Raw genomic sequence first — 14,869 nt, forward strand, 5'->3', positions numbered from 1 at the left:
CGGCGCGGAGGTACCGTCACTGGCACCAGGAGGGCCGAGCATGCGCTTCAACCCGAAGGCCCGTCTCGACACCGGCCAGGTCTCCGACACCGGCCGCGGCGGCGGTGGCCTCGGCGGCGGCGGGATGCGGCTCCCCATCCCCGGTGGCGCGGCCGCCGGCGGCGGGATCGGCGGCATCATCGTGCTGGTCCTCTTCGTGGTGCTGGTCTCCTGCGTCGGCGGCGGACTGCCCGGCGGCACCTCCGGAAGTGCCAGCGGGCTGGACCCGAGCCAGGTGCAGGACGCGGGCGGCGACACCGGCCGCTACGACCACTGCAAGACCGGCGAGGACGCCAACAACGACCCGGACTGCGCGCGGGTCGCGGTGGTCAACTCGGTCCAGGACTACTGGTCCGACGCGCTGCCCGCGATGACCGGGGTCGCGTACCAGGAGGCGGAGACGCACACGTTCACCGAGGCGACCTCCACCGGGTGCGGCCAGGCGTCCTCGCAGGTCGGTCCCTTCTACTGCCCGCAGGACGACACCGTCTACGAGGACACGGGGTTCTTCGACGAGGTGCTCGAGAAGCAGCTCGGAGGCCCGGACGGCGGCTTCGTCGAGGCCTACGTGCTCGGCCACGAGTACGGCCACCACATCCAGGACCTCACCGGCACCATGGGCCAGGTCCGCAGCCAGCAGGGCGCGAACAGCGACGCCGTACGCCTCGAGCTCCAGGCGGACTGCTACGCCGGGATGTGGGCCCGCAACGCGACGGGCACCGAGGACGCCACCGGCCAGGTGCTGATCAGCGAGCTCACCGACGAGGACATCCGGCTGGCGATCGAGGCCGCCGAGGCGGTCGGCGACGACCGGATCCAGCGCAAGACGTCGGGCCGGGTGAACCCGGAGTCGTGGACGCACGGGTCGGCCGAGCAGCGCCAGAAGTGGTTCATGATCGGCTACCGCAGCGGCGACTACCGGGCCTGCGACACGTTCTCGGTGACGGTTCTCTAGGCATTCACACGGTTCGCGTCGTCGAGCGCCTCGGCGATCTCGTCCTCGACGAGGTCCATGTTCACCATCGCGCCCACCTGGGTGCCGTGCGCCGCCGACGCCCCGACCTGCGCCATCGGCTGCGCGACGTCGCCGGCCGCCCACACGCCGGGCACCGTGGTCTCGCCGCGGACGTCCACGGTGACCTGGCTGCCGAACGGCAGCTCCGCGACCTCGACGCCGAGCCGGGCCGCTGCGCCGGCACGGGTGGCCAGCCGGGTCTGCACGGCCAGCGCGTCGACCGGGACCACCTCGCCGGAGGCCAGCACGACGCCGGTCAGCCGGTCGTCGCGGACCTCGAGACCGACCACCTCGTCGTCGACCACCCGGATGCCTCGGGCCTCGACCGCGCTCTGCTCCTCCCCGGTCAACGGCTGGCCCTGGCGGAACAGCGTGACGTCGTCGCTGAGCTGGCGGAAGAGCTGCGCCTGGTGCGTGGGCATCACCGCGCCCGCCAGCACGCCGATCCGGCGGTCCCGCACCTCCCAGCCGTGGCAGTACGGGCAGTGCAGCACGTCCGTGCCCCAGCGCTCGGCGAGACCGGGCACGTCGGGCAGCCGGTCGACGACGCCGCCGGCGAGCACCACCCGGCGGGCGCGCACGGTCGAGCCGTCGTCGAGGGACGCGGTGAACCCGCCCTTCACCCCGTGCAGGTCTGCCACGGCTGCCTCCCGCAGGCTCCCGCCGTACGACGCGAGGTCGGCGCGCCCTCGCCGCAGCAGCTCCAGCGGTGCGATGCCCTCGTGGCCGAGCAGGTTGTGCACCCCCGCGGCAGGCGCGTTGCGCGGACGTCCCTCGTCCACGAGGAGCACGCTGCGACGGGAGCGGGCGAGGCAGATGCCGGCGCTGAGGCCGGCGGCGCCGCCGCCCATCACGAGGACGTCGACGCGGTCGGGGTTCGGGGTCTCCTGGCTCATGTCCCGAGACTGCGGCCCATCTGCCCAAACTGGCAACTTCCTTTGCCGGAATGGCAAAGTGTGTCCATGGACGACCCCGCGCTGACCCAGGTAGGACCCCGCCTCAAGGCGCTGCGCAGCGAGCGCGACCTCACCCTCGCCGACGTCGCGGAGGCGACCGGCATCTCGGCGAGCACGCTCTCCCGGCTCGAGTCCGGCAGCCGCAAGCCGACCCTGGAGCTGCTGCTCCCCCTCGCCCGGACCTACCAGGTCGCGCTCGACGACTTCGTCGAGGGCGCCCCGACCGGCGACCCGCGCGTGCACCTCAAGCCGGTCCGGGCCCAGGGGCAGACGATCCTGCCGCTCAGCCGCCGCGCCGGCGGGCTGCAGGCGTTCAAGCACGTCATCGACGCCGGGCGGCAACGAGAGCCGGACCCGCGGACGCACGAGGGCTACGAGTGGCTCTACGTCCTCGACGGCAGGCTGCGCCTGGTGCTCGGCGACCACGACCTGGTGCTCGGGGCCGGAGAGGCCGCCGAGTTCGACACCCGGGTCCCCCACTGGTTCGGCTCGGCGGACGGCAGGTCGGTGGAGTTCCTCTCCCTCTTCGGCCCCCAGGGCGAGCGCGCCCACCTGCGGGCCGCGCCCAGGCGCCGTACCTCCTGACCGCCGACCGACCAGGTCTTGCGCCCCGAGCGGCCAGGTCTGGCGGCACCTCACGAGACCGTCGCTAGAGCAGGGCCTCGATCTGCGGGAACTGCCGCTGCAGCGAACGGAGGTACGGCGCGACGCTGGGGTGGCGGAACTTCCCGGCCAGGGCGCCGGGCCCGGCGGCGGCACGGGCCAGCGCCCACTCCGCCCGCGACAGCGCCGTGTAGACCGCGGTCACGCGGGCCCCGAGCAGGACCTCCTCGACCGTGGCCAGACCGGGGCGCAGGGCGGCGACGTACGCGTCGGCCAGCGGCTCGAACTCCTCGCGCGCCGACAGCGACCAGTACCCCACGTCGCCGCCGACCGGGCCGGTGCCGAGCTGTGCCCAGTCCAGCGCGATCACCCCGCGCTCGTCGTGCGCGTGCAGGTTGCCCGGCGTCGGGTCGCCGTGCTGGGTGACCACCGGCAGCTCGTCCAGCAGGTCGAGGTACCTCCCTCGCCGGTTCCAGAGGTGGTCGGCCACGTCGGCGACGGTGGTCCGGGCGAGGGTCGGCCAGCCGCCCCTGCGCTCCACGAGCCGCAACCGGTCCCGGAGCTGGTCGTGGGCCAGCCACGGCAGGTCGGGCAGCACGTGCCCGGCGAGCTCCCCGAGGCTGCGGGCGACGAACAACCCGGTCGGCGGCGCCTCCGGCACCTGCGGGAGCCACAACGTGATCCCCTCGTCGTCCTCCTCGACGCCGAGCGCGGCCGGCGAGCGCAGGCCGGCGGTGTCCTCGACGACGCCGCTCAGCGCCACGTCGGCGGCACGCCGCCAGTAGCCGACGTGCCGCGGGTTCGAGTAGAGCTCGGCGTCCCCCGGCAGCGGCGCGGCCAGGCGCTTCACCACCCGGTCCCCGGCGAGCCACACCCCGACCGTGGAGCTGCTGCTCCCCGACCCGAGCGGCTGCCATCCCGGCTCCGGCTGCCACATGGCGGTCATCCTGACAGACCGGGGCTCGCTATCCGTGGACGTCGCGACGAGCGAACGCGAGCTGGCCGGCCGCGGAGAGCGCGGCCGCGAGCGCCATCAGCACCAGCCATGGGGTCCAGGTGAACGGCTGGGCCGGCACCAGGGCCAGGTGCTCGAACGGCGAGAGGTCCTGGACACCCTGCGGGATCTGCAGCAGCTCGCCGAACAGCATGATCACGAAGCTGAAGACCAGCGCCAGCCAGGCCAGGCTCGCCCACCGCGGGGCGACGCCGTACAGCAGCCTCGCCAGCGCGGCCAGCACCAGCACGGGCGCGAGGTAGGCGAGCGTGGCCAGGGCGTAGCGGCCGAACGCCTCGCCGTCCCCGGTCACCAGCGCGAAGCCGGCGCCGAGGCCGACGCCGCCGCCGAGCACCACCACGACGGTGCCCAGCACGGTCACCGTGACGTGGCCGAGCAGCCACGCCCGCCGCGACAGCGCCGTCGCGATCAGCGACTCCACGCGCCCGTCGTCCTCCTCGCCGCGGGGTCGCAGCGCCGACGAGATGGCGTAGCCGGCGGCGATCATCGCGAGCATGAGGACCGCGGTCGCGTAGAACCCCTCGACGATGTCGCCGGACTGGACGAACAGGTCGCGCGAGGCCTGCGAGTCCCCCACGATGTCGCCCACGTCGTCACCCATCGCGCCGTACGACAGTCCGCCCAGCAGCAGCCCGATCCCCCACCCGAGGAACGCGCCGCGCTGCAGCCGCCAGGCCAGGCCGAGGCCGGTGCCGAGCCCGGGCGAGGCCCGGTCGGGTCCCGGGCGTACCGGGACCACCCCGGCGCCGTAGTCACGGCGCAGGAACACGACGTACGCCGCGACGACGCCGGCGGCCGTGCCGACGACCAGCAGCAGCGCAGGCCACCAGCGCAGGCCGGAGAACGCGTGCATCGCCTGGTACCACCCCATCGGCGAGAGCCAGCTCAGCGCTCCGTTGCCGATGTCACCGACGGCCCGCAGCAGGTAGGCGACACCGATCACGGTGCCGGCGATGCCGTACGCCGACCGGGTGCTGCTGGTGAGCTGGACCGCGAGCAGCGCGGTGCCGCAGAACACCCACCCGGTCAGGGTCAGGCCGACTCCGAGCGCGATCGAGTCGGGCACGTCGAGCGGGTAGGCGATCAGGCTGAGCGCGACCCCCAGGCCGGCCAGGACGTTGGCGATCATCGCGTGCAGCAGCGCAGCGGTGGTCGTGGCCTGCCGACCGATCGGGGCGGCCCGGAGCAGCTCGTCGCGGCCGGACTCCTCCTCGCCGCGGGTGTGTCGCCCGATGAGGAACATGCTCATCAACCCGGCCAGGATCGCCCCGAACGCCGTGGACTGCCAGGTGACCTGGCCGCCGATGGTGTTGAGCGCCCGGGCCGGACCGGCCATCGCGATGAACGCGGCGTTGTTATCCATCGCGGCCGCGGCGGTGTCGAACTCGGCCTGGCTCGTGTAGAGGCCGCCGACGCTGTAGGCCTGGCTCCAGTAGAGGATCGTGAGGCCGAGGGTCCACCAGAACAGGTGCCACTTGTCGCGGTACAGGAAGGACCAGAGCAGGATCCGGACGCCGGTCACGGCCGCTCGCCGTCCTCGGTCGGCGCTCCGTCCTCCACCTGGTCGCCGTAGTGGCGCAGGAAGAGCTCCTCGAGCGTGGGCGGCTGGCTGGTCAGCGACCGGACGCCGCCCGCGCGGAGCACGTCGAGCACTCCGTCGATCTGCGGGGTGTCGACCTCCAGCGCCACCCGGGTCCCGTCGACCTCGACGTCGTGCACGCCGGGAAGACCCGCGAGCCCGACCGGCGGCCGGGCGAGCTCGGCCTGGATCGACGTACGGGTGAGGTGGCGGAGGTCGCCGAGCGTGCCGGACTCGACGCACCTCCCGGCGCGGATGATGCTGACCCGGTCGCAGAGCCGCTCGACCTCGGCGAGGATGTGGCTCGAGAGCAGCACCGACCGTCCGCTGTCGCGGAAGTCGTCGACGCACTCCTGGAAGACGCTCTCCATGATCGGGTCGAGGCCGGTGGTCGGCTCGTCGAGGACCAGCAGCTCGACGTCGGCCGCGAGCGCCGCGACGAGCGCCACCTTCTGGCGGTTGCCCTTGGAGTAGCTGCGGCCCTTCTTGGTCGGGTCCAGCTCGAACCGCTCGAGCAGGTCGGCGCGCCGCTTCTCGTCGATCCCGCCGCGCAGGCGGCCGAGCAGGTCGATCACCTCACCGCCGGTCAGGTTGGGCCACAGGTTCACCTCACCGGGCACGTAGGCCAGCCGTCGGTGGAGGCTCGCCGCCTCGTGCCACGGGTCCCCACCCAGGAGGCGCACCGATCCCGAGTCGGCACGCAGCATCCCGAGGAGCACCCGGATCGTCGTGGACTTGCCTGACCCGTTGGGGCCGAGGAAACCGTGGATCTCCCCGGTCCGGACCGTGAGGTCGAGGCCGTCGAGCGCCCGCGTCGGGCCGAAGGTCTTCACGAGCTGGTGGATCTCGATGGGGTCGCCCATGGCAGCAGCCTACTCACTGTTCATGTATTTCTGAATGTTCTAGAATCCGTGACATGACGCACTCGGTGAACGACCTCCGCTTCGTGGAGCGGATGGGCGGCGCCCTCACCGACGCGGGCCTCCCCCGACTCCCCTCGCGGGCCTTCGCGGCGCTGCTCTCCGACGAGGACGGCCGGATGACGGCCGCGGAGCTGGCCGCCGCCCTGGAGGTCAGCCCGGCGGGCGTGTCCGGGGCGGTCAACTACCTCGCCCGGGTCGGCATGCTGCGGCGCGAGCGGCACCGCGGCTCCCGCAGGGACGTGTACGTCGTCGACGACGACGCCTGGCACACCGCGATGCTGCGCCGGGACCAGCTCTACGCCCCGATGGTGGGCGCGCTCGACGAGGCGATCGCCGACCTCGGTGACGACGACCCGCGCCGGGTCCGCCTGGTGCTGACCCGCGAGTTCCTGGTGTTCGTCGACGAGGAGCTCGCCGACCTCGCCACCCGCTGGGACGACCGCCGCCGCGCGCTCCTCCGCCGGTCTCGTTGAGTCGCGCCTCGCTGACCGTTGAGTCGCGCCTCGCTGACCGTTGAGTCGCGCCTGCCTTGCCCGGGCCGGGAGCGAGGCGCAACTCGAGCCCGAGGAAGACGCGACTCAACCCTCAGGGAAGCACGATTCAACCCTCAGGGAGGCGCGAGTCGACGAAGGGGGTCAGCGGCCCTCGAGGTGGCGGTCGAGGTTCTCCTGGACCCGCTCGGCGACCTTCTTGTCCTCGCGCAGCAGAGCGGACATCTCGTTGGCGTTGAGCACCAGCAACCGCATCGGGGTCTTCGCGACCACCGTGGCCGAGCGCAGGGAGTGCTTGAGGATGCCGATCTCCCCGATCAGCTCCCCGATGTCGGTGTCGCGGAGCACCTTGCCGTCCTTGCGGATCTCGGCGACCCCGTCGGCGATGATGAACGCCTCGTAGGCGCCCTCACCCTGCTCCGTGAGCACCCGCCCCGGCTCGACGTTCACCTCGTCGAGGTGCTGGTCGATCCGTGCGAGGTGCTTGTTCGACAGGCCGTCGAAGAACGGAACCTGGCGGAGCACGTCGATGCGCTCCCGCGGCACGCCGTGGCGTTGGAACATGGCCCTCCCCTTTCGCCTCCGCGACCAGAGTGGCAGCAAGCGCGGCGAGCAGGCAATGGCCCGGAGGGACGCGGCTCAGCGGTTGGTGACGGTGAACCGCGCGGAGGCGGCGTCGGCGACCGCGGCGTCGAGGACGGTACGGCGCGGGTCGGGGACCGCGAGCCACGGCTCGACCACGACTGCGCGCAGCGCCCGCAGCGACGGCTCCTCCAGGACTGCCGCGACCGCCGCGTGGTCTCCCCCGGTCACCAGGGCGGAGAGGGCAGGGCCACCTGCCAGGATGCGTGCGGCGTGCCCGGCCGCGGCCTCGTACGCCTGACGGGCCTGGTTGTCCCGGCGGCGGGCGAAGCGCTGCTGGCTCTGGCCCCCGGCCTTGGTCCGGCCCTGGACGTGCCGCTGGCCGATCTTGTGGTCGACCAGCTCGCCGCCGGCCAGCCGGGCGACCGCGAAGCCGCCCTTGCGGACCAGGAGCACGCCCCAGTGGTCGGGGACCGTGAGCGCCGCAGCGAACGCCGCGGCGTCGGCCGGCCCGTCGTACGGCGCGTCGAAGGGCAGGTGCGCAGCGAACGTCGAGCCGTCCTCGGCGACGCCGGTCAGCGCGCCGTCGCGCACCGCGAGCTCCGCCGACCCGTGCCGGTCGGCGAAGTTCGCGACCCAGCGCTCGACGCGCGCGGCCGGCACCGCGACCGTGGTCACGGCCGGTGCGTCAGACGTTGAAGCCGAGCGCGCGCAGCTGCTCGCGGCCGTCCTCGGTGATCTTGTCCGGGCCCCACGGCGGCATCCAGACCCAGTTGATCGCAACGTCGTTGACCAGGCCCTCGAGCGCGCCGTTGGTCTGGTCCTGGATGACGTCGGTCAGCGGGCAGGCGGCCGAGGTCAGGGTCATGTCGAGCACGCAGTTCGACGACTCGTCGAGGTGCACGCCGTAGACGAGGCCGAGGTCGACGACGTTGATCCCGAGCTCGGGGTCGACGACGTCCTTCATCGCCTCGGTGATGTCGTCCTCCGTGACGGTGGAGGTGCCGGTGGTCACCTCGGGAAGGTCGCCGTGGTCGACGGTCTGGTCAGCCATTGCTGGTCTCCTTGGTGGTGATGTCGTCCCCGACGGCCTGCGCGGTGGCGTCCTTCCACGCCATCCACGACAGTAGTGCGCACTTCACGCGGGCCGGGAACCTGGCGACGCCGGCGAACGCGATCCCGTCCTCCAGCACCTCCTCGTCCGGCTCCACCTGGCCGCGGCCCTGCATCAGGGCAAGGAACGTCTCGTGGATCCCCATCGCCTCGGCGACCGGCTTGCCGATCACCAGGTCGGTCATCACCGACGCGGAGGCCTGCGAGATCGAGCAGCCGAGAGCGTCGTACGACACGTCCTGCACGACCCCGTCGGAGACGTGCACGCGTAGGGTCACCTCGTCTCCGCAGGTGGGGTTGACGTGGTGCACCTCCGCCTCGAACGGGTCCCGCAGGCCCGCATGGTGGGGGTTCTTGTAGTGGTCCAGGATGATCTCCTGGTACAGCGCGTCGAGGTCCATGCAGTCACGCCAACTTGAAGTAGGAGCGGGCGTATTCCAGGCCCTCGACGAGCGCGTCGATCTCCGCCGGCGTCGTGTAGAGGTACGACGACGCCCGGGTAGAGCTCTGCACGCCGAACCGGGCGTGCGCGGGCTTCGCGCAGTGGTGCCCGGCCCGGACCGCGATGCCGCGGGAGTCGAGCACCTGCGCGACGTCGTGCGGGTGCACGCCCTCGAGCTCGAAGGCGACCGCTCCCCCGCGCTGGGTGGCGTCGAGCGGGCCGAGCACGGTCAGGCCGGGCACGGTGGCCAGGCCCTCCAGCGCGTACGCCGTGATCGCCTGCTCGTGGGCGTGGACGTTCTCCATGCCGAGGTGGGACAGGTAGTCCACCGCGGCGCCGAGCCCGACCGCCTCGACGATCGGCGGGGTGCCGGCCTCGAACTTGTGCGGGATCCCGGCGTACGTCGACCGCGCCATGGTGACGGTCTCGATCATCTCGCCGCCCCCGAGGAACGGCGGCAGCTGGTCGAGAACCTCGCGCTTGCCCCAGAGCACGCCGATCCCGGTCGGGCCGACCACCTTGTGGCCGGTGAACGCGAGCAGGTCGGCACCCGACGCGACCACGTCGACCGGCAGCTGCGGCGCGGCCTGCGACGCGTCGACGACGACGATCGCGCCGACCTCGTGCGCCCGGCGGGCGATCTCCGCGACCGGGTTGACCGTGCCCAGCATGTTGGACACCCAGGTCAACGAGACCACCTTGGTGCGCTCGGTGATCATGTCGTCGATGTTCGACGTGTCGAGGTGGCCGTCGTCGGTGAGGCCGAACCAGCGCAGGGTCGCGCCGGTGCGCTCGGTGAGCAGCTGCCACGGCACGATGTTGGAGTGGTGCTCCATCTCGGTGATCACGACCTCGTCGCCCTCACCGACCTGCAGCGGGCCCTTCCACGCGAGCGTGTTCGCCACGAGGTTGAGCGCCTCGGAGGCGTTCTTGGTGAAGACCACCTCGTCCCGCGACGGCGCCTTGATGAACGACGCCACCTTGTCGCGGGCCGCCTCGAACGCCTCCGATGACTCCGCGCCGAGCTGGTGCATGGCGCGGGCGACGTTGGCGTTGTGCCGCTCGAGGTGGTCGACCATGGTGTCGATCACGACCTGCGGCTTCTGCGAGGTGTTGGCGCTGTCGAGGTAGACCAGCGGGTGCCCACCCGCCAGCGTGCGCTGGAGGATCGGGAAGTCCTTGCGGATCAGCTCCAGGTCGGGCAACAAGCCGTCCATCGCGGTCTCCTTTCGTGCGGTCTGTTGTGGCAGGGCGGGGGTTTCGAGGCTCGGGCGCTGCGCGCCCTCGCACCTCAACCTCCTCGCTACGCTCGGACCTTCGTGTACTTGTCGTAACCCTCTGCCTCGAGCTGCTCCGCCAGCTCCGGGCCGCCCTCCTCGGCGATCCGGCCGGCCACGAACACGTGCACGAAGTCGGGCTGGATGTAGCGCAGGATGCGCGTGTAGTGCGTGATCAGCAGGACGCCGCGGTCCTCCTTGGCACGGAACCGGTTCACGCCCTCGGACACGGTCTTCAGCGCGTCGATGTCGAGGCCGGAGTCGGTCTCGTCGAGAACCGCGAAGGTCGGGTCCAGCAGCTCGAGCTGGGCGATCTCGTGGCGCTTCTTCTCGCCGCCGGAGAAGCCCTCGTTGACCGAGCGCTGCGAGAACGACGCGTCGAGGTCGAGCTGCTCCAGGGCGGTGTTGACGTCCTTGACCCAGGTGCGCAGCTTCGGGGCCTCGCCGTCGATCGCGGTCTTGGCGGTGCGCAGGAAGTTCGCGACGGAGACGCCGGGCACCTCGACGGGGTACTGCATGGCGAGGAACAGCCCGGCCCGGGCCCGCTCGTCGACGGACATCGCGAGGACGTCCTCGCCGTCGAGGGTCACCGTGCCGGCGGTGACGGTGTACTTCGGGTGACCCGCGATCGAGTAGGCCAGCGTGCTCTTGCCCGAGCCGTTCGGGCCCATGATCGCGTGGGTCTCGCCGCCCTTGATGGTCAGCGTGACGCCCTTGAGGATCTCCTTGGCCCCGTCCTCGGTGTCCACCGAGACGTGCAGGTCCTTGATCTCCAGCGTGCTCATCGTGTCGTTCTCTCTTCTCTCTCGAAGTCTGGGGGGTGGGGCGGCCGGCCGGTCAGTCGGGGCGTACGCCGTTGAGCGAGGTGGTGACGTCGACGTAGACGTCGCCGTCCCTCAGCTGCACGGGGAACGTCGCCACCGGCTCGGTCGCCGGGAGGTGGGTGGGCTTGCCGGTGCGCAGGTCGAAGCAGGAGCCGTGCAACCAGCACTCGACGGTGCCGCCGGCGACCTCGCCCTCCGAGAGCGCGACCGCGGCGTGCGAGCACTCGTTGCGGATGGCGAAGAACTCCTCGCCGTCCTTGGCGATCGCGACCTCGAGGTCGTCGACCAGCACGGCGAGGGCCTCGTCGGCGGACACCTCGTCCTGGGCGCAGACCCGCTCGAACGCCATCAGTCGAGCCCCTTCAGGACGTTCTTGGCGAGCTCGGCCTCGACGGTGGCGACCAGCTTCTCCTCGATCTGCGGCACGTTGATCTTGCGGATCAGGTCGTTGAAGAAGCCGTGCACGACCAGGCGGCGGGCCTCGTCCTCGGCGACGCCGCGCGAGCGGAGGTAGAACAGCTGCTCGTCGTCGAACCGACCGGTCGCGGACGCGTGGCCGGCGCCCTCGATCTCGCCGGTCTCGATCTCGAGGTTCGGCACCGAGTCGGCCTGGCAGCCGTCGGTGAGCACGAGGTTGCGGTTCTCCTCGTAGGTCTCGATGCCCTCCGCGACCTTGCGGATCAGCACGTTGCCGACCCACACGGTGTGCGCGCCCTCGCCCTGCAGCGCGCCCTTGTAGACGACGTGGCTCTTGGTGTGCGGCGCGGTGTGGTCGACGAACAGGCGGTGCTCGATGTGCTGGCCCTCGTCGGCGAAGTAGAGGCCGAGCATCTCCACGGACCCACCCGGGCCGGCGTACTCGGCGGTGGTGTCGTGGCGGACCACGTCGCCGCCGAAGGTGACGTCGACGTGGCGGAACTCCGCGTCCCGGCCGACCTGCGCGTGGCGGGTGCCGGCGCGGACCGCGTCGTCGGCCCAGTCGTCGATGTTGACCACGGTCAGCTGGGCGCCGTCGCCGACCACGAACTCGGCGAGGTCCGCGAGCGTCGCGCTGCCGGCGTACCGGAAGACCACGGTCGCCTTGCTGTGCGCCTCGGCGGTCACCACCACGTGCGTGGCGGAGGCGCCCTCGACGGAGGTGCCGGTCAGGTCGATGACGACCGGCTGGTCGAGGACGGTCTCCTTCGGGACGGTCACGGCGTACGCCGTCGCGGCGCCGTGCCAGGCCCGCACCGCGATCCGGTCGCGCGGCACGAACCCGCTCGACCCGCGCCGCTCGGAGTCGGCCGCGATCCGCTCGACCACGACGCCCTCGGGCGCGTCGAACTCCGCGCCCACGGTCGTCCCGTCCAGCGCGGCGTCCGCGTGCAGCCCACGCAGCCGCTTGAGCGGCGTGAACCGCCAGATCTCCTCGCGGCCGGTCGGCACCACGTGGGCGTCGACGTCGAACGACCCCTCCGGGTGCAGGTGCGACGACACCTTCGCCGTCTCGATCGCCTCGGCCACGGCCGGCGTCTCAGCAGTTGCAGTCACTACGTTCGCTTTCTGTCTTCACGTCTGTTCGGGGTGATGCACGGGCGGGCCACCTCCGACCGATGCCGAAGGCGAGGTCCCTCGCGCACTAAAGGGGCTTGGCCGCGGCGGCCGCAGCGGAGAGCAACCAGCAGCCGGCGTTGCCCGGCCGACGCGCCGCCCCCGCGCGAGGGACGTCGCCGTAGGCGGCGGTCGCCACGGGGCCGCGGAAGAGGGTCACCCCACAGCGCCTTCCATCTGGAGCTCGATGAGCCGGTTCAGCTCGAGGGCGTACTCCATCGGCAGCTCCTTCGCGATCGGCTCGACGAAGCCGCGCACGATCATCGCCATCGCCTCGTCCTCGGCCATGCCGCGGGACATCAGGTAGAAGAGCTGGTCGTCGGAGACCTTCGAGACCGACGCCTCGTGACCCATCGACACGTCGTCCTCGCGGATGTCGACGTACGGGTAGGTGTCGGAGCGGCTGATCTGGTCGACCAGGAGCGCGTCGCAGAGGACGTTGGACTTCGAGCCGTGGGCGCCCTCGTTGACCTGGATCAGGCCGCGGTACGACGTGCGGCCGCCGCCGCGGGCCACCGACTTGCTCAGGATCGAGGAGGAGGTGTGCGGCGCGGCGTGCACCATCTTGGCGCCCGCGTCCTGGTGCTGACCCTCGCCGGCGAAGGCGATCGACAGCGTCTCGCCCTTGGCGTGCTCGCCGAGGAGGTAGACCGCGGGGTACTTCATGGTGACCTTGGAGCCGATGTTGCCGTCCACCCACTCCATGGTCGCGCCGGCCTCGCAGGTCGCTCGCTTGGTGACGAGGTTGTAGACGTTGTTCGACCAGTTCTGGATCGTCGTGTAGCGGCAGCGGCCACCCTTCTTCACGATGATCTCGACGACCGCGGAGTGCAGCGAGTCGGAGCTGTAGATCGGCGCGGTGCAGCCCTCGACGTAGTGCACGTAGGCGTCCTCGTCGACGATGATCAGCGTGCGCTCGAACTGGCCCATGTTCTCGGTGTTGATCCGGAAGTAGGCCTGCAGCGGGATGTCCACGTGGACGCCCTTGGGCACGTAGATGAACGACCCGCCGGACCAGACCGAGGTGTTGAGCGCGGCGAACTTGTTGTCGCCGACCGGGATCACGGTGCCGAAGTACTCCTGGAAGAGCTCCGGGTGCTCCTTCAGCGCGGTGTCCGTGTCGAGGAAGATGACGCCCTGCTCCTCGAGGTCCTCGCGGATCTGGTGGTAGACCACCTCGGACTCGTACTGGGCGGCGACGCCGGCGACGAGGCGCTGCTTCTCCGCCTCCGGGATGCCGAGCTTGTCGTAGGTGTTCTTGATGTCCTCGGGGAGGTCGTCCCACGAGGCCGCCTGCTTCTCGGTGGAGCGGACGAAGTACTTGATGTTGTCGAAGTCGATCGTCGACAGGTCGGAGCCCCACGTGGGCATCGGCTTGCGGTCGAAGAGCTTGAGGCCCTTCAGGCGCAGGTCGAGCATCCACTGCGGCTCGCTCTTCTTGGCCGAGATGTCGCGGACCACGGCCTCGTTGAGGCCACGCTGCGCAGACGCGCCGGCGGTGTCGGGGTCGGCCCAGCCGAACTCGTAGCGGCCGATGCCCTGGAGCTCGGGGTTGAGCTCCTCGATCGTCGGGCCGTTGGCAGTGCTCGTCATGCGGAGTGCCGTCCTTACTTCTCGGGGGTCTCGTGGGCGGTGCCGGAGGCCGGCGCCGCGGGTGCGGTGTGCTGGTTCGGGGTGTGCGGGATGCACGTGGTGCAGACGCCGTCGCCGTGCGCGATGGTCGCCAGCCGCTGGACGTGGTGGCCGAGCACCTTGCCGATCGCCTCGGTCTCGGCCTCGCACAGCTGCGGGAACTCGTGCGCGACGTGCGCGACCGGGCAGTGCTGCTGGCACAGCTGCTCGCCGATCGGGATGTCCCGGACGCCGGCGGCGTAGCCGCCCCGGGTCAGCACCTCCGCCAGGGCCTGCGCCGGGCTGAGGTCCGGCTGCGCCTCGGTGACCTCGGCGAAGTCGGTCTCGATGAACGCCACCCGGCGGCGGGCGAACGCGACCACGGCCTCCTCACCGTGCGCCTCCGCGAGGTAGCGGAGCGCGTCGACCGCCAGCGCGTCGTACTGCGACTCGAAGCCGTCACGCCCGCTCTCGGTGAGCCGGAAGACGCGGGCCGGGCGGCCGCGACCGCGGGTGCCGTAGACCCGCTGCTCCCCCGCCTCGACGGTGCCCTCCTCGACCAGGTGGTCGAGGTGCCGGCGTACGGCGGCCGGGGTGAGGTCGAGCCGGCGCGCCAGGTCGGCCGCGGTGGAGGGACCGTTCTCGAGGATCGTCCGGGCCACGCGGGCGCGGGTCGGCGCGTCCCCCTCGGGGGCCGCGACCGGGGTCCTGGCGAATTGCACAACATCATTGTGACGTTAATGCCCGAGGCGCTTCAAGTAAGGGTTCCCTAAGGACCGTCAACGGTCCCGCACCCGCCGGTCTGG

The 14,869-nt window shown here is 71.6% G+C and carries 17 protein-coding genes; 3 read left to right on the plus strand and 14 right to left on the minus strand.

The window, feature by feature from the left end:
- The first annotated feature begins 40 nt into the window (after positions 1-40).
- On the plus strand, positions 41-994 hold the full coding sequence (ypfJ, locus tag EKO23_RS05615) for a KPN_02809 family neutral zinc metallopeptidase (protein WP_134714953.1): 954 nt from the start codon (positions 41-43) through the stop codon (positions 992-994).
- On the opposite strand, the gene EKO23_RS05620 is transcribed toward ypfJ, so the two are convergent.
- Entirely contained in the window at positions 991-1,950 is a 960-nt protein-coding gene (locus EKO23_RS05620) for an NAD(P)/FAD-dependent oxidoreductase (RefSeq protein WP_134714955.1), read from the minus strand. The two genes, ypfJ and EKO23_RS05620, sit on opposite strands and share 4 nt — an antisense overlap.
- Before the next feature lie 66 nt (positions 1,951-2,016).
- On the opposite strand from EKO23_RS05620, the gene EKO23_RS05625 reads away from it, so the two are divergent.
- A complete protein-coding gene (locus tag EKO23_RS05625) occupies positions 2,017-2,595 on the plus strand; it encodes a helix-turn-helix domain-containing protein (protein ID WP_134714957.1) in 579 nt (192 codons plus the stop codon).
- Positions 2,596-2,659: 64 nt separating this feature from the next.
- Here EKO23_RS05625 and EKO23_RS05630 read toward each other — a convergent pair whose 3' ends face one another.
- The 3 genes from EKO23_RS05630 to EKO23_RS05640 are packed head-to-tail and all read right to left on the minus strand — an operon-like array spanning position 2,660 to position 6,070.
- Entirely contained in the window at positions 2,660-3,550 is an 891-nt protein-coding gene (locus tag EKO23_RS05630; RefSeq protein ID WP_134714959.1) for a phosphotransferase, read from the minus strand.
- 28 nt (positions 3,551-3,578) lie between these two features.
- Positions 3,579-5,150, minus strand: a complete 1,572-nt coding sequence (locus EKO23_RS05635; protein ID WP_134714961.1) for an ABC transporter permease — start codon at positions 5,148-5,150, stop codon at positions 3,579-3,581.
- The gene (locus EKO23_RS05640; protein WP_134714963.1) at positions 5,147-6,070 is read right to left on the minus strand and encodes an ABC transporter ATP-binding protein; all 924 of its coding nucleotides are present in this window, start codon (positions 6,068-6,070) and stop codon (positions 5,147-5,149) included. Before EKO23_RS05640 ends, EKO23_RS05635 begins: the two co-directional genes overlap by 4 nt.
- A 53-nt stretch (positions 6,071-6,123) precedes the next feature.
- On the opposite strand from EKO23_RS05640, the gene EKO23_RS05645 reads away from it, so the two are divergent.
- Positions 6,124-6,603, plus strand: coding sequence for a MarR family transcriptional regulator (locus EKO23_RS05645; RefSeq protein ID WP_134714965.1), 480 nt, complete (start codon positions 6,124-6,126; stop codon positions 6,601-6,603).
- Between the two features lie 162 nt (positions 6,604-6,765).
- On the opposite strand, the gene EKO23_RS05650 is transcribed toward EKO23_RS05645, so the two are convergent.
- The 10 genes from EKO23_RS05650 to EKO23_RS05695 form a co-directional block, all read right to left on the minus strand.
- Positions 6,766-7,185: a cyclic nucleotide-binding domain-containing protein gene (locus EKO23_RS05650; RefSeq protein WP_134714967.1), complete on the minus strand. Its 420-nt coding sequence runs from the start codon at positions 7,183-7,185 to the stop codon at positions 6,766-6,768.
- A gap of 75 nt (positions 7,186-7,260) precedes the next feature.
- Entirely contained in the window at positions 7,261-7,881 is a 621-nt protein-coding gene (locus EKO23_RS05655; protein WP_134714969.1) for an acVLRF1 family peptidyl-tRNA hydrolase, read from the minus strand.
- Positions 7,882-7,891: 10 nt separating this feature from the next.
- Positions 7,892-8,257 (minus strand): metal-sulfur cluster assembly factor, encoded by a 366-nt coding sequence (locus EKO23_RS05660; protein ID WP_134714971.1) that lies wholly within the window; start codon positions 8,255-8,257, stop codon positions 7,892-7,894.
- The gene (gene sufU, locus EKO23_RS05665) at positions 8,250-8,717 is read right to left on the minus strand and encodes a Fe-S cluster assembly sulfur transfer protein SufU (RefSeq protein WP_134714973.1); all 468 of its coding nucleotides are present in this window, start codon (positions 8,715-8,717) and stop codon (positions 8,250-8,252) included. The genes EKO23_RS05660 and sufU overlap by 8 nt, the downstream gene beginning before the upstream one ends.
- Before the next feature lie 4 nt (positions 8,718-8,721).
- The gene (locus EKO23_RS05670) at positions 8,722-9,975 is read right to left on the minus strand and encodes a cysteine desulfurase (protein WP_134714975.1); all 1,254 of its coding nucleotides are present in this window, start codon (positions 9,973-9,975) and stop codon (positions 8,722-8,724) included.
- 86 nt (positions 9,976-10,061) lie between these two features.
- A complete protein-coding gene (sufC, locus tag EKO23_RS05675) occupies positions 10,062-10,820 on the minus strand; it encodes a Fe-S cluster assembly ATPase SufC (RefSeq protein ID WP_134714977.1) in 759 nt (252 codons plus the stop codon).
- A gap of 52 nt (positions 10,821-10,872) precedes the next feature.
- On the minus strand, positions 10,873-11,208 hold the full coding sequence (locus tag EKO23_RS05680) for a non-heme iron oxygenase ferredoxin subunit (RefSeq protein WP_134714979.1): 336 nt from the start codon (positions 11,206-11,208) through the stop codon (positions 10,873-10,875).
- Positions 11,208-12,365, minus strand: a complete 1,158-nt coding sequence (gene sufD / locus EKO23_RS05685; RefSeq protein ID WP_246050921.1) for a Fe-S cluster assembly protein SufD — start codon at positions 12,363-12,365, stop codon at positions 11,208-11,210. The genes EKO23_RS05680 and sufD overlap by 1 nt, the downstream gene beginning before the upstream one ends.
- A gap of 243 nt (positions 12,366-12,608) precedes the next feature.
- Positions 12,609-14,045, minus strand: coding sequence for a Fe-S cluster assembly protein SufB (gene sufB / locus EKO23_RS05690; RefSeq protein WP_134714983.1), 1,437 nt, complete (start codon positions 14,043-14,045; stop codon positions 12,609-12,611).
- 14 nt (positions 14,046-14,059) lie between these two features.
- Positions 14,060-14,785 (minus strand): helix-turn-helix transcriptional regulator, encoded by a 726-nt coding sequence (locus EKO23_RS05695; protein ID WP_134714985.1) that lies wholly within the window; start codon positions 14,783-14,785, stop codon positions 14,060-14,062.
- Positions 14,786-14,869: the final 84 nt, after the last annotated feature.

This window comes from Nocardioides guangzhouensis (assembly GCF_004519545.1).
In the GTDB taxonomy this organism is placed as follows: domain Bacteria; phylum Actinomycetota; class Actinomycetes; order Propionibacteriales; family Nocardioidaceae; genus Nocardioides; species Nocardioides guangzhouensis.